The sequence below is a fragment of the Providencia sp. PROV109 genome (assembly GCF_033681625.1).
Classification (GTDB): Bacteria; Pseudomonadota; Gammaproteobacteria; order Enterobacterales; family Enterobacteriaceae; genus Providencia; species Providencia hangzhouensis.
This window is the reverse complement of sequence record NZ_CP096320.1, coordinates 2,003,830-2,017,791: the sequence shown is the minus strand read 5'-3', so window position 1 is coordinate 2,017,791 and position 13,962 is coordinate 2,003,830. Positions and strand designations below refer to the sequence as shown.

Annotated in this window: 13 protein-coding genes and 1 riboswitch; of the genes, 3 read left to right on the top strand and 10 right to left on the bottom strand. The window is 41.9% G+C overall.

Features of this window, described 5'->3' with window-relative positions:
- Window positions 1–107 precede the first annotated feature (107 nt).
- Entirely contained in the window at window positions 108–425 is a 318-nt protein-coding gene (locus tag M1F25_RS09225) for an AzlD domain-containing protein (protein WP_004263608.1), read from the bottom strand.
- A 2-nt stretch (window positions 426–427) separates the two neighbouring features.
- Window positions 428–1,093, bottom strand: a complete 666-nt coding sequence (locus M1F25_RS09220; protein ID WP_094961251.1) for an AzlC family ABC transporter permease — start codon at window positions 1,091–1,093, stop codon at window positions 428–430.
- A gap of 82 nt (window positions 1,094–1,175) precedes the next feature.
- On the opposite strand from M1F25_RS09220, the gene M1F25_RS09215 reads away from it, so the two are divergent.
- Window positions 1,176–1,736: a helix-turn-helix domain-containing protein gene (locus M1F25_RS09215; RefSeq protein WP_144140111.1), complete on the top strand. Its 561-nt coding sequence runs from the start codon at window positions 1,176–1,178 to the stop codon at window positions 1,734–1,736.
- 67 nt (window positions 1,737–1,803) lie between these two features.
- Complete coding sequence (locus tag M1F25_RS09210; RefSeq protein WP_180311999.1) at window positions 1,804–1,980, top strand: DUF2526 family protein; 177 nt, start codon at window positions 1,804–1,806, stop codon at window positions 1,978–1,980.
- Between the two features lie 127 nt (window positions 1,981–2,107).
- Here the strand turns inward: M1F25_RS09210 and M1F25_RS09205 are convergent, their stop codons facing one another.
- The 6 genes from M1F25_RS09205 to dalD form a co-directional block, all read right to left on the bottom strand.
- Entirely contained in the window at window positions 2,108–3,292 is a 1,185-nt protein-coding gene (locus M1F25_RS09205) for an amidohydrolase (RefSeq protein WP_004263593.1), read from the bottom strand.
- Between the two features lie 56 nt (window positions 3,293–3,348).
- Window positions 3,349–4,584 carry a Zn-dependent hydrolase gene (locus M1F25_RS09200; RefSeq protein ID WP_004263588.1) on the bottom strand — a complete coding sequence of 412 codons (1,236 nt, stop codon included), beginning with the start codon at window positions 4,582–4,584 and terminating at the stop codon, window positions 3,349–3,351.
- Window positions 4,585–4,590: 6 nt separating this feature from the next.
- Window positions 4,591–5,814, bottom strand: a complete 1,224-nt coding sequence (locus M1F25_RS09195; RefSeq protein WP_004263585.1) for a hypothetical protein — start codon at window positions 5,812–5,814, stop codon at window positions 4,591–4,593.
- A gap of 640 nt (window positions 5,815–6,454) precedes the next feature.
- The gene (locus M1F25_RS09190; protein ID WP_004263579.1) at window positions 6,455–7,744 is read right to left on the bottom strand and encodes an MFS transporter; all 1,290 of its coding nucleotides are present in this window, start codon (window positions 7,742–7,744) and stop codon (window positions 6,455–6,457) included.
- Between the two features lie 90 nt (window positions 7,745–7,834).
- Window positions 7,835–9,304 (bottom strand): xylulokinase, encoded by a 1,470-nt coding sequence (gene xylB, locus M1F25_RS09185; RefSeq protein ID WP_004263576.1) that lies wholly within the window; start codon window positions 9,302–9,304, stop codon window positions 7,835–7,837.
- Between the two features lie 11 nt (window positions 9,305–9,315).
- Window positions 9,316–10,704 (bottom strand): D-arabinitol 4-dehydrogenase, encoded by a 1,389-nt coding sequence (gene dalD / locus M1F25_RS09180; RefSeq protein WP_094961246.1) that lies wholly within the window; start codon window positions 10,702–10,704, stop codon window positions 9,316–9,318.
- A 177-nt stretch (window positions 10,705–10,881) separates the two neighbouring features.
- On the opposite strand from dalD, the gene M1F25_RS09175 reads away from it, so the two are divergent.
- The gene (locus M1F25_RS09175) at window positions 10,882–11,832 is read left to right on the top strand and encodes a sugar-binding transcriptional regulator (protein ID WP_036958650.1); all 951 of its coding nucleotides are present in this window, start codon (window positions 10,882–10,884) and stop codon (window positions 11,830–11,832) included.
- A 1-nt stretch (window position 11,833) separates the two neighbouring features.
- Here the strand turns inward: M1F25_RS09175 and crcB are convergent, their stop codons facing one another.
- Complete coding sequence (gene crcB, locus M1F25_RS09170; RefSeq protein ID WP_181489600.1) at window positions 11,834–12,214, bottom strand: fluoride efflux transporter CrcB; 381 nt, start codon at window positions 12,212–12,214, stop codon at window positions 11,834–11,836.
- A 236-nt stretch (window positions 12,215–12,450) separates the two neighbouring features.
- Window positions 12,451–12,520: riboswitch (Fluoride riboswitch) on the bottom strand.
- A gap of 389 nt (window positions 12,521–12,909) precedes the next feature.
- Complete coding sequence (locus M1F25_RS09165) at window positions 12,910–13,872, bottom strand: sugar-binding transcriptional regulator (RefSeq protein WP_004263559.1); 963 nt, start codon at window positions 13,870–13,872, stop codon at window positions 12,910–12,912.
- Window positions 13,873–13,962 lie beyond the last annotated feature (90 nt).

Sequence of the window (13,962 nt, the reverse complement as noted above, 5' to 3'; positions counted from 1 at the left end):
TTTTTTATCTGTTGGCTTATATAACTTACATAAATACACGCTATTGCAAGTAACACAATTTAAATTAATTGCTATTCAATTTAAGCACTAAGTAAATTAGCCACTAATCAAATGAACCTAAGTAACGCAGTAACAAGCGCTGCTGACAACACAATGATAATAAATGGTTTTTTAAACCAAGTCAGTACACCTGCCACGAATACCCCTACAATTTTAGGCCAATCCGAAACTTCATCACCTGAAAATAACGTAGACGTTGCCGCAACTGAAAATAAAATAACAATGGCTGCTGCTGAAAATAATACTTTGCTATTCTCCGAAAGGACTACTCGACCGCGTAGCAAAGCCCCTGATGCTCGCATTAAATAAGTACCAACCGCCAACAACAGTATTCCGCTAATAATTAACCACGGGTTATTTGTCACTATTATTTCCTTATATAAACAACCAAGCTCAATAATGCCAGTAATACAGGGATCCCCGCTGGTAGTATCGGTGTCGTTGCAACAGCGATAACTGCACCGATAACGGCGGTTAACCGCAGGCGTTTATCCGATAACGCGGGCAATGAAAGCGCTAAAATAATCGCAGGGAACATCGCATCCATACCATATATATGAGTATCATTAATAAAGCTGCCCAATACCTCACCTATCACAACACCAATTGGCCAACACAATAGAATACCTATCCCACACAACCAAAAAGCCGCACGTTTTTCTGATTCAGTTTCTTGAGCTAAGCCAAACACAACACTCTCATCGTTCATAATATGATAGCCCAGTAGCGACTTTGCTCCCTTCCCCGTTAAATCACTAGTCGCAAAACTAAAGGGGATATGTCGTGAATTGACTAATAGCCCCGCGAGTGCAGCAGAAAACGGGCTTCCACCAGCAAAAATCACGCCGATAAACAAAAACTCGGACGCCCCTGCGAGCACTAAAATAGATAAAGTCACTGGTATCCACCAGTCAAATCCCTGAGAAAGCGCCAATGCACCATAAGAAATGCCAACAATTAAGTCAGCAAAACAGACAAGAGCTATATTTTTCACTGTGCTATGATTTAGCTTTGAGCTTATTGAAGTTAGCATCCCTAGACCGTTCGATATATAATACGTTTGTTCATTATGTCGATAGATAGTATAAAGTGCAATCTAAATAGGAAAATTAAAATTGAATCTACCTTCACCTCCCATTGAGTTGATTTCAAAAGCCCTTGTTCGTGAAAGACAAAAAAGCGGGCTATCCCTATCAGAGCTATCTCGCAAAGCGGGTATCGCTAAATCTACACTTTCTCAATTGGAATCGGGTAGTGGTAACCCAAGTATTGAAACCTTATGGGCACTTTGTGTAGCGTTAGATATTCCTTTCGCACGATTAATTGAAGAAAAGCAAGAAGCTGTCACTGTGATCCGCCATGGGGAGGCGATACCGGTCAGTGCCGAACACGCGAATTATTTGGCCTTTTTACTCTCATCAGCCCCCGCAGATTCGCGACGTGATATTTATACTGTGGTTGCCCAGCCCGGTCGTGATCGTATTTCAGAACCTCATATGCATGGCGTCAGCGAGCACATCATTATTATGTCTGGCAGAGCGTTAGTCGGCCCATTGGATAACCCTGTTGAGCTACAAGTTGGGGACTATATCCACTACCCCGGAGATGAGCCACATATAATGCGAGCCTTAGAACCGAATACAATGGCAGTTATGGTGATCGATAAACAAAATTAATCGCCTATCCAGCCCAATAGATTTTGCGTTATTATAGTTTTAGTGAATATTAATTGGAGCCTGTGTTATGCCCTACTATGATGAAATTGTTGAAAAAGTAAGCCAATTGATTGATGAAAATTCAGTTCATAAGATGAATGAAATGCTGATGCAGCTATCCCATGACCCGCAAATCAACCAAGAACAACGTTTTGAACAACAACAGCGCTTAAGAGAAGCTATTTTTATTCATCACAACGAATAGCAGCCAAATATGTGGCCGCTACTCGCACTCTTAACTTATCTTAATAACCAAAATAAATAGGCAGTAGGGTTAGTGGTAATCCCGGTATTGGTAAAATAACTAGCCCTAATAGCATTAACATGCTCAATTAAAACTCCTGTTGCTGTAAATAACTCCACGCATATTGGGCATGAAGTTCAGCACCTGTTGCCATCGTGTCTTCATCAATATTAAAGCAACCATGATGATGCGCCCATTGAGTGTCCTTTTCGGCATTTCCTGTGCCTAACAGAGCAAAACACCCCGGGATGTTTTCAATGTAGAAGCTGAAATCTTCACCACCCGGTGTTGGTCTTTCGTTAATCAGAGCTTGCTCACCAAAAGCTTGTGAAATGACTGATTGAGCCAGCAGCGCACTGCGCTCCTCATTGATAACCGGTAATGTCCCATAGATATAATCAACCTGCGCAGTCGCCCCATAAATAGCCGCAGTGTGCTCGGCATAACGGCGGATCGCAGCTTCGATGCGGTTACGAGTTTCGATATCAAAACAACGTACCGTACCATCCAATACTGCATTTTCTGCAATAACATTGAAGCGTGTCCCGACATCCATTTTACCTATCGTGACCACGGCTGAGTCTAAAGATGAGGTTTCTCGGGACACAATCGCTTGTAAATTCATGACAAATGCAGAAGCAACAACTGCTGCATCAATAGTTGCTTCTGGCATAGAACCATGACCACCACGGCCTTTAAAAGTGACTTTCAGTAAATCAGCAGAAGCAAAAGACCCACCCACATTACAAGATACTTTTCCTGATGGTGTGGTTGTCCAAATATGCATACCAAAAACGTTATCCACATTTTCGATTGCGCCTTGTTTGATCATGGCTAATGCGCCTTGAGCAATCTCTTCTGCAGGTTGGAAAATTAAACGCACATTGCCGGCTAATTCTTCTCGCACCTCATACAATGCTTTGGCTGCCGTTAATAACATTGCCGTATGTGCATCATGACCACAAGCGTGCATTTTGCCTTCAATAGTCGATTTATATTCTAATGAATCATTCAACTCCAAAACGGGTAATGCGTCTATATCTGCACGCAGAGCAACTGTTTTACCTGGCTTACCGCCGTTAATTTCCGCAATAACACCGGTAGGCTCGGTTAGCCGATACTCGATTCCGATTTTGTCTAATTCTTCAGCAATACGTTGCGTGGTGCGTACTTCTTCAAACGGTAGTTCAGGGTGAGCGTGTAGATCACGACGAAAAGCAATCATTTCAGGTGTATATTTTTTGATTGCGGCTGTAATTGTTTTATTAATCATTTTTCTACCTTTTACCCTATTGCTCAACCAGATACTGTATCTGGCTCACTTATTAATTAACATTCTATTAATGACTTAACGGTAGCAAACATCACATCTGCTCCTCGCGCGATTTGTGCATAATCCGTCCATTCATCTGGATGATGGCTTAACCCATTACGACTTGGCACAAATATCAGTCCCGTTTGAGTTATACCTGCAAAAATCATAGTGTCATGCCCCGCGCCACTGACCATTGAACGAAAACGTAAGTTTTGGTCGCTGGCATGTTGTTGCATTAGTTGATGAATATCACTATTGAGCTCCGTTGGCTGAACATATAACGGCTGAACAATATCGCTTGAAATCGCTAACGAATTGCTAACCTGTTCTGTTAATTCGATTATTTGTTCAATCACTTTACGTAACGCAACGTCATTTTTAGAGCGAATATCGACGCTAAAAGTGACTTCGCTTGGGATGACATTCGCCCCATTAGGTAATACTGATAACCGGCCTACGGTCGCAACCGTATTATCCCCTGCCGCCTTTGCTAGTTCAGGAATATGACTAATAATTTGGCTTGCACACACTAATGCATCGGCTCGCATATTCATCGGCGTAGTACCTGCATGGCCTGCTTTACCTGTCAGTTTAATCTCTAACTGACTGATACCTACGATAGTTTCTACGATCCCTATATCTTCATTTGCCTGTTCTAACACCGGGCCTTGTTCGATGTGTAATTCTAAAAATGCTTTGACCTTTTTAGGGTCGAGCACAGCTTGTGATGCATGATCAGCATTGAACCCTGCCTCTACCATACGCTGCGCCGCACTTACACCCTGCCTATCTTTGAGTTGGTATAATTCTTTTGTACCAATCAAACCCGTTATCACACTTGAAGCCATCAATCCCCGGCCAAAACTGGTCCCTTCCTCTTCAACCAAGGCAATGACTTCTAAGGGATATTTCGGAGTTAAGTTTTGTTCGCGAATACGCGCTACGACATCCAAACCTGTAACAATCCCTGCCGGGCCATCAAATGCCCCGCCATGAGGAACAGAGTCAAAATGAGAACCCACAATCACCACAGGCAAATCAGGTTGCTGGCCTTCTAAGCGCCCATAAATATTACCAATAGCATCTTCTCGAACTTGTAATCCTAAAGCGCGCATTTCTTGTTTTAAGTAATCACGCGCTTGTTTATCTTGTTCGCTATAGCTCATCCGAGTAGTGCCCTGCCCCGGTGTTGCGGTGTATTCTGCTAACTGTTCTAAATGACGCTGAATTCTTGAAGTACTTGTTTCCATTATTTTTTACCCTGCAATTGGAACAATATAAGCCACCATAATACCTGCTAATACAACAGAAACCATGGTCACAGAAATAAAGCCACCAACTAGCATCGGCCCTAACATATGGCTAGTTAATACTTGGCGTTCTTTTTCATCTTTCGTTAATGCGTTGATCGCTTCGTTAGTAATGATGTAGTCAGCAGGGAAACCATATAAAGCCGTTAGAGCAACAGCAAACGCCATTTCTTTGGTAACGCCTAATATTTTACCAACCACCCATGATGCAAGGTACATTCCAATAACCGCTGCACTAATTAACACCACCATCGGATAAACTAGACGCAATAACATATCAGGAGTCGCATGGTTTAATGTATCGAAGATAAATAACATTAAGGCCATAATGGCGAACCCAAAACCATTGGCTTTTTGTAATGGTTGTCTTTCTAAGAAACCTAACGAAGAGGCAATAACACCAAATAATAAACACAACACAAATGGGCTAATACTCACATAAGGGGCTGCAAAAGATGAGGCTAAATAAGCCAAATACCCTACCGCAGCTAAGCGTAAGAATTTAAAATAGCTGGTGTTATAGTGATTAGGGATTTTCTTGAACATACGTGGCATTTCATCTTCAGATACCACTGCTTTAACTTCAACATCTTTTGCGCCATCAACAGATAATGTTTCTTGCCATTGGCCATTGCGATATTTTTCTAGAACTCGACGCCCTTCTTTTTTTAACATCACGGCAGTGAGTGGATAACCTGCAAACCCCTGCATAACGTAAATTAAAATAGCGAAAACCGAAAGGTCAACTAAACCTGCCTCAGCAGCACCTTTTGACATAATTAGCGAAGAAACGATTCCACCAACTAACGGAGGAACTGCAACTAATACAGTATTTAAATCAAATAAGGCAATACCGACAATAAAGGTCAAGAAAATAATGCCTAAAATCCCAGCTAAGGAGATAAGAATAGTTTTCCATTGGCGCAACAATTCTTTTAACGATAATAAGGTTCCCATATTTGTAATTAACAAATACATTAAGGTAACCGCAACTACTTGAGGAATACCGGCAATACTCACAATATCTTTCGGGAAAATAGTCCAATAACCTAAAAGAAAGAGCACTGCGCATACAAATACGGAGGGGATCCAAGCCTTAGTTCTAACGGCTATAGCATCCCCAATATATAATATCCCCACTATCAGAAACAGAGCTAACATCTGTGACATAACTTTTTCCCCGCACTTATCTTTTTTTATTAGATTATTTTTTGGTATTGAAAACTATTAATTTCAATTAAGGTTAGATTATAAATTTTATTTGGCGCAACAAAACACCAATATAGAGAGTATTTCGCTACAAACACACGAAATTGCAACAAAATTCATCATAACACCGAAAATTCAGATGTATAGAGAGCTAAACAGGATTTAAACAGCTTGGAATAAAGGTATGCAGTGAACTAAATAGTCAGATATAACATTGAAAGGGGTCAAGCACCTTAATATTCTCTAAATGCAGGTTTATAAGCTAATATTTTATGTCATTTAACTTATTATTTACAAACAAATCAACTATAGTTTATTTTTTAATCTATGAAATTATATTCTATTGTCCATGGCTGTATTTTCAATAAATATCGTAATAAGATGAAAAATCACCTTATAAATATGACCAATATTTCTATTTATAGGAAATATTCTACTTTATTTTATTTTTAAACCGTTTCTCTTTATATTGCTGTTGAAAAGGATGATATCCCTTCATCTCCAATTTAGTTTGTTTTGACAATAAAGTTTATTTAAACAAAGAAAAACCCCATAGATAATTCACTACCTACAGGGTTTAATGAGTAATAGATAAAGTAATTTAATGACTAGTTTGTTGTTCAGCCGCTACCTTAGCTGGTTTTATTTTGCGATTATTTTCAAAGCCGGGTTGTGGAACTTTAATAAAGAATGTCAGTATTCCTGCAAAGATATACAAACCTGTATATGCCCAAACAACACCCACAATATCAAAGAAAGGTAATACTAAACTGGCTATTGCCGGTGCAGCAAAATTACTCAGCCCCGCTGAAAGGTTATAAATTGAGACCGCAGCACCTTTATGGTGTGGCTCAATACTTGGGAATACAGCCGTCATTGGAACAAATGCAGCCACAAAAATACCTAATAAAATGGCGGGTATTAATGCGATGGCAAAATTATGACCAAAATAAACCGGTAAGTAATAAAACATTAAGCTGGATATTGCCATACCTAGGCACCCAAACCACCTGACTTGGCGGATCCAACCAATATGTTCACCAACAATTCCCCAAAAAATATTCGTAAAAATAGTGACAAAGAAGAAAACCGCCCAAATCTGTAACCATTCAGAGATGGTGAACCCTAAGCGGTCAACAAAGAGTAATGGCATGATGATTGCAAAACCAAACAACGAAATAGTGTTGATAATGCGGATTAAACTTGCCATAAAGATGTCTTTGTTGGTAAATAAAATGGTGGCAGCCCGCGACAATTCAGCCATTTTATCTTTCATGGGTAAATTAACTTTGGAGCGATCAACTGGAATGTTACGTAGGCTAAAATAAGCAATTGCGCCACCAATAGCGACCCAACCGATGGCCATCCATAATGTTCCTGTTTCACCCATCATTGGGATTGAAAAACTAGGCAGATAACTGCCGATAACACCAATGCCTACCGAGTACATCGCCCAGAACCAACCCGTAGCCGCAGCAAGATGCGCTCGAGGGATGACTTGCACCAGCATCATCATAAATGAATAAATAAACAATGGATAAGCCAGCCCACGAATACCATAGAATAACAGCATCAAGGTATAGCTTTTCATACCGAGACCAAATGCCATAAATAAGGCATGCATGACAATCCAGAGAATAAACCCGATCATCATGGCTTTTAGGGGGGTGATAATTTCAGCCACAACACCAGATGCCCACGCCGCAACGGCTGCCATTAAACCATAGACAGTAAATACCATCGCGGATTGCGCCGGTGTAAACCCTAAATCAGTAATATGTTTTGATAAAAAAGCCATTTCAAAGCCATCACCACTCATAAAGATAGCGATGGCAATAAAACCCCAGAACAAATGCTTAGGTAGACCAAGCCAATACTGCTTCTGTTCCATTGCAGTTTCCTCATTTTAATTTTGTTATTTTAATCAATCGCGAAGAGATAACCGTGGCGGTGATATGTAGGGAAACACCGCCACACTCGCCTACTGCGGCAATAATTCCCTTGCTTGTTTTTGCTGTTGGTATAATAAACGGAAAACATCAAGCCGTTGATTTAACCAAGTTTGGCACTGTTTTTGTGGTAAATAGGTACTCAGCACTTCTGGTTTTTGGCACACGGTTTCTGTATTACCGCCGTCCGCCAGCCATGCCAAACGAGCCGCACCTAAAGCCCCCGACGAACTCGCCGGGTGAGTCACAATCGGTATATCGATAACATCAGCAATAAGCTGCGCCCAAACAGGACTTCGTGCTCCTCCCCCTGTTAAGCTACACTGGCTAATTTGCGTTCCCGTTTGCGTTAAAACCTGCATGCCATCCGCCAGAGCGAAGGTCACTCCTTCAATCACCGCATAACCAAGCTGAGCACGCGTTGTTTCATTTTTTAACGCAAAGAATGAGCCCATTGCGTAAGGGTCATTATGGGGTGTTCTTTCCCCTGATAGGTAAGGCAAAAATACTGGCGCTTGCTTCTTCTCGTCATCGGTCAATTGCCCCACTTCATCCATTAGCTGGTTTTCCGTTGTGGAAAGAAGCTGGCAAAGCCAACGCAAACAGTTGGCAGCACTTAACATCACACTCATTTGGTGCCAACGATTTGGCAATGCATGAGCAAATGCATGGACGCCTTGGTGTGGTGCTGCTTGTAGCTGATTATTAACCACAAAAATGACGCCAGAGGTGCCCAAAGAAATTAGAGCATCACCGTCATTAACCGCACCAACACCAACAGCAGAAGCCGCATTATCACCGCCTCCACCAGCGATAATTACATCGGCGCTAAGCCCCCATTGGGAAGCTAAATCCGCCCGTAACACACCGCTTTTTTCAGCGCCTTCAACTAAAGAAGGCATTTGTTCACGAGTTAAATTAGTTGCAGCCAATAGTTCATCAGACCAATCACGCTTAGCCACATCTAGCCATAATGTGCCCGACGCATCAGACATATCACTGGTAAATTGACCAGTCATTTTCCAACGTAAATAATCTTTAGGAAGCAATACCTTAGCAACTTGTTTGAATATTTCTGGTTCATGGCGTGCGACCCACAATAACTTGGGCGCCGTGAAACCTGGCATCACTAAATTAGCACCAATCGTTAGAAACTCAGGGTGATTTGCCATTAACCATTCACATTCCTTCGCACTGCGGGTGTCATTCCATAAGATACAGTCACGAAGTACTTGGTGCTCGCTGTTTAATAATACTGCGCCGTGCATTTGGCCCGATAAACCAATCGCTTTCACCGCTGCCCATGCTTCTGGGGCTTTTTGGCGCAAGGTAGCCGCAACCGCGTTAGTGGCTTCCCACCAACTATCTGGTGATTGTTCTGCCCACTGAGAATGTGGCCTTTGTACTGTTAATGCCATGTGACTTGAGGCAACAATTTCGCCCTGAGCATTAATTAATACGGCCTTAAGTTCTGAAGTGCCTAGGTCAATTCCGAGGTACATCGCCTTTCTCCTTACAGAGGTTGTTGAGGTGACTTGAGCCAATTTTCAACTTTTTCAACCGTGTTGCTCATCAATTCGTGGAATTCCGTAGAATGAGCGAGTGAGCCGAACAACATTTCACTTGAGACAAATTGCGACAATGCGTCACTGCTATTCATCATTTTTTGATATAGTGCCACATCCAACACACCATCCTGATATTCATAAGGTAATTCACCACGAGCCCAGCGCTGTAAAAATACGAAAAATAAAGCGGGCAGCACAGCCGTCGCAGCCGGAGTCTGCTGACGCTGATAGCATTCTTGGAGTGTTGGCGTAATAAAACCAGGTATTTTTGATAAGCCATCTGCGGCTACACGTTGGTTAGTATCCTGAATATAAGGATTACTAAAGCGTGCGAGTACCACATCACGGTATTGTTCTAAATCGAGAGGACTCGGCGATAATGACGGGATCACATCTTGTGTCACATAATTCCATGCCATTTGTTTGATAGCAGATTGGCGGGTGCTTTCATCAATAAAGCTCAAACCGATTAAGGTGCCTGCCCAAGCAATGCAACTGTGGCTTGCATTCAGAATACGAATCTTCGCTTCTTCCCAAGGTAAAACGGACTCAACCATTTCTACATCGACATTTTCTAATGCAGGACGTCCATTAATAAAGTCATCTTCAATCACCCACTGAATGAATGCCTCTCCCATAACAGGTGCTTTATCATCCCAACCAGTATGCTGTTTTACACGTTCAGCCACATCTGGGGTTGGGCGAGGCGTGATCCTATCAACCATGGTATTCGGCGAACGCGTATTTTCTTTCACCCATTGGTACAGCTCAGTTTCACCTTTTAATTGTAAAAACGATAAAAAGCCGTGTCTAAAGCGTTCGCCATTGTGGCGCAAATTATCACAATTTAACAAGGTCACAGGTTCACCATGAGCTGCTAAACGTGCACGTAAAATTTGTGTTAATGCACCATATATCGTGCTCATTTTGCCCGTTAAATCTGCTTTAATGTCTGGCTGTTCTGCATCTAACTCATGCTGTGGGGTTAAATAATAGCCCGCTTCTGTGACTGTAAAAGCAATAACACGTGTTGCTTTATCACAACCTTGTTCCACTAACTGGCTTAAATTCTCATCCCAATGCAATACTTTGCGCACTGAAGTAATTTTTTCATAATGACGCTCACCTTCAGGTGAAACTGTTTCAAGGGTATATTCCCCATTTTGCTTGGTTAAGTTATCAAGCAATGCATTCGCATCATTGCGAATATTCCCTAAGGCAATTGACCAACTATCATCCCCTTGTTGACACAAGCGGTGCAAATACCACGCTTGGTGAGCACGATGAAATGACCCAGCACCGATGTGCATCCACACTGATTTCTGCTTTAGCATTGTGACTCCTTACCCTAAAATTAAATAATTGCTATTTTTTTGGGCATATGCCCGTTTGTTATATTTTAGTTTCAATCTGATCACAATTACTGCGATAATGCTCACAGTATTGACTTTTGCCCTTTTAATAAACAATTGCCCAGAATTACAATAAGCGAAACCAGCAGGAGAATGTTCATGCAGAAAGAATTAAAAAAAATGGAACAAGCTGCACGTGCGGCATGGCTATATTTTGTGGCAGGCAAAACACAACAGGAAATTGCGCATGAACTTGGGCTATCAAGACAAGTCGCCCAACGCCTTATTTCATTAGCAAAAGAACAAGGTATGGTTCAGGTGCAAATCACGCACCCGATTACGGAGTGTTTAAGACTCGCTAATGAAATCCAGCAAAAGTATCACCTAACACATTGCTTTGTCATCCCGTCAGGGCAACTAGATACAGAAGCGACACTCGACATGATTTCAGTGGCAGGTGCTGAGCTCATGGAGCAATTAATCGAACCCGATAAACCTCAAGTTATTGGTATCGGTTCAGGCAGAACATTACGCAGTATTATTGACGCTCTTCCTTACCTAGAAACCTCTCAGCACCAATGTGTTTCATTAATAGGCGCTATTGCCCGTGATAGCTCAGCAACACGCTATGATATTCCATTACGCTTTGCAGAAAAATTACAATGCCGACACTATATTCTACCTGCACCTCTTTATGCTGATAGCCCAGAAGATAAAGCAATGTGGTGCCAACATCGCGTGTATAAGGAAGTCACGGAAAAAGCCCTGAATGCAGATATTACCTTTATTGGTATTGGCGAAGTCGGCAAAGGATGCCCACTCAATTCTGAAGGTTTCGTCACGGATGAACAATTGGAAATGTTGTTAGAAAAAGGTGTCGCCGCAGAGCTATTGGGGCATTTTATTCAAGCTAACGGTGAGCGACTTTCTACGGCTTTGGATGACACACACACCAGTGTTCCGCTGTTTCCCTCCCCAAATAAGCCTGTGATCGCATTTGCGGGTGGCGCACACAAAACAAAAGCCATTCAAGCCGTTATGAATGGCGGTTGGGTAACAGGTTTAGTGACCGATGAAGCCACTGCGCATCATTTATTAGCGAATAAATAAATTATCCCTGTGTCAGCCAATGATGGCATAACATACCAAGCAAGGTAAATATTAAGGCACCAATTACGTGGATAGCAATGGTGCTAATAGCGAAACCCAATTTACCTTCTTGGATTAGCACCAACACTTCGAGTGAAAAGGTCGAAAAGGTGGTAAATGCGCCGCAGAAGCCAGTCACAATGAATAATTTATAGGCAGGGCTAATATTTGCATTGGCAAAGTACGAAATGGCAAAACCAATGACAAAGCCGCCAACCAAATTGACCACAACGGTACCTAGAGGAATATTTGGGTAAAGGTGATTGAGTCTTAGGCTAACAAACCATCTTAGCCATCCGCCAAGCACTGAACCAATCGCAATTGCAAATAATGAGGCATACATAGAAACTTCCTTTAATGTCTGGCGGGATAAATGAAAGGAAAGTCTCCCAGTTATACTCTAAATAATTCGAGTTACATGAAGGCGACAAACGAAGATAGTCCGATGAGCATACACAAGTATGTAATTCGGCTAGCGCAATGCAGTCAACACCCATGTAACTTGAAGTATGACGAGTATAGATCATTTATGCCCTAAATTAGGGCACATAATACCTACGTACCCCATCAAATGAAAAGGTTAACGTAGGCATCATCAGCCCTCTACGGGCGGTTTTATATAAGGAGGAATGCCATCTCCCAAAGGTTTACATAAAAATAATAAGGCAACTAATTAGGTGATGCAAACCTATTTTATAATAGATACCCTAAATAGTTAGGGGTCATAACTAAGCAGAAAACGAATAAGTGAGTGTCGTCAACAACGCTACAGCTTGAAGTATGACAAATAATAGCTCTAAATAATTCAAGTTGTAGCTAGGCGACAAGTAAATGAGTCATTAGGAGCATACACAAGTATGTGACTAATGCGAATGAACGTAGTCAACAACGCTACAGCTTGAAGTATGACAAATAATAGCTCTAAATAATTCAAGTTGTAGCTAGGCGACAAGTGAACGAGTCGTTAGGAGCATACACAAGTATGTGACTAATGCGAATGAACGTAGTCAACAACGCTACAGCTTGGAGTATGACGAGCTATTGGGACATCTTCAAAATCGTCCGCACATTACTCGCACTCGTTGCAATAATATCAATCGCCCCCGTACGCAGCGCCCCCATGATAGCCATGGCCTTGGAGGATTCGGAAGCAATCGCTATTACGCAAGGAATTTTCTTGAGTTCTTCTATGCTTAGGCCAATTACTCGGTCATTCATCACCGTATCAACATGTTGCCCTTGCGCATTAAAAAAATCATAACCCGCGATATCGCCAATCACCCCTTGATTCAAACTCGCATCAACAATTTCACGCGGTGTAAACCAGCCTAGTTTGACCATATAGCTATCTTCATTCATATCGCCAATACCAATTAAGGCAATATCCGCTTTACGGGCGCGATCTAAGGTTTCCTTAATGGTCCCATTTTTCATAAAAGATTGCTTTAATTCGTTATTTTCAACATAAGCAGGGGCGTATAGGGTTTCACTGGTTCCGCCAAATTTCTTCGCTAAGCGACGGCTGATATGGTCCGCATTGATAGAGTCGCCAGGCCGGTGTGTTCCGCCGATTCCGCAAATAAAACGGCAATCTTTTTCAGGAACGGCCCCGCCGCTATCGGCTACCACCGCGACATTTCGCCCCTGACCGACGGTGACTATCATATTGTCACGTAATGTTGTCGATAAATAATTAGCGACAAGTGTGCCAACTTGATAGCGTTGTTCTTCTTCATCGGGATGATCGAGGGCAATCAACGCACGGGAAATCGGAAAACGAGAAAGTAGCTGTTGCTCTAGCTGAGTGCTAAAAATAGGATGATAGCGAACATTGATCTCAACAATACCTTCTTCTTTTGCTCGCTTAAGTAAGCGCCCCACCTTAATTCGCGATATACCAAACTTATTGGCGATCTCTTCCTGAGTAATTTCATCGCGATAATAAGCTATCGCAATTTCAGTCAGTAGCTCGATTTCGGAAGATGTTTGTGATCTATCCATAAGATAGTGGTTTCCTCTTTATTGGTGTTAATCGCAACAAGGATGATAAGGTTTTAGTATAGCGTTTCTAGTGGCAATTAATAAGTGAGT

What these genes read in the sequence shown, in the direction of transcription:
- M1F25_RS09220 (WP_094961251.1), bottom strand. Translation starts at nt 1,093, where the DNA reads ATGCTAACTTCAATAAGCTCAAAGCTAAATCATAGCACAGTGAAAAAT.
- M1F25_RS09210 (WP_180311999.1), top strand. Translation starts at nt 1,804, where the DNA reads ATGCCCTACTATGATGAAATTGTTGAAAAAGTAAGCCAATTGATTGAT.
- M1F25_RS09205 (WP_004263593.1), bottom strand. Translation starts at nt 3,292, where the DNA reads ATGATTAATAAAACAATTACAGCCGCAATCAAAAAATATACACCTGAA.
- M1F25_RS09200 (WP_004263588.1), bottom strand. Translation starts at nt 4,584, where the DNA reads ATGGAAACAAGTACTTCAAGAATTCAGCGTCATTTAGAACAGTTAGCA.
- M1F25_RS09195 (WP_004263585.1), bottom strand. Translation starts at nt 5,814, where the DNA reads ATGTCACAGATGTTAGCTCTGTTTCTGATAGTGGGGATATTATATATT.
- M1F25_RS09190 (WP_004263579.1), bottom strand. Translation starts at nt 7,744, where the DNA reads ATGGAACAGAAGCAGTATTGGCTTGGTCTACCTAAGCATTTGTTCTGG.
- xylB (WP_004263576.1), bottom strand. Translation starts at nt 9,304, where the DNA reads ATGTACCTCGGAATTGACCTAGGCACTTCAGAACTTAAGGCCGTATTA.
- dalD (WP_094961246.1), bottom strand. Translation starts at nt 10,704, where the DNA reads ATGCTAAAGCAGAAATCAGTGTGGATGCACATCGGTGCTGGGTCATTT.
- M1F25_RS09175 (WP_036958650.1), top strand. Translation starts at nt 10,882, where the DNA reads ATGCAGAAAGAATTAAAAAAAATGGAACAAGCTGCACGTGCGGCATGG.
- crcB (WP_181489600.1), bottom strand. Translation starts at nt 12,214, where the DNA reads ATGTATGCCTCATTATTTGCAATTGCGATTGGTTCAGTGCTTGGCGGA.
- M1F25_RS09165 (WP_004263559.1), bottom strand. Translation starts at nt 13,872, where the DNA reads ATGGATAGATCACAAACATCTTCCGAAATCGAGCTACTGACTGAAATT.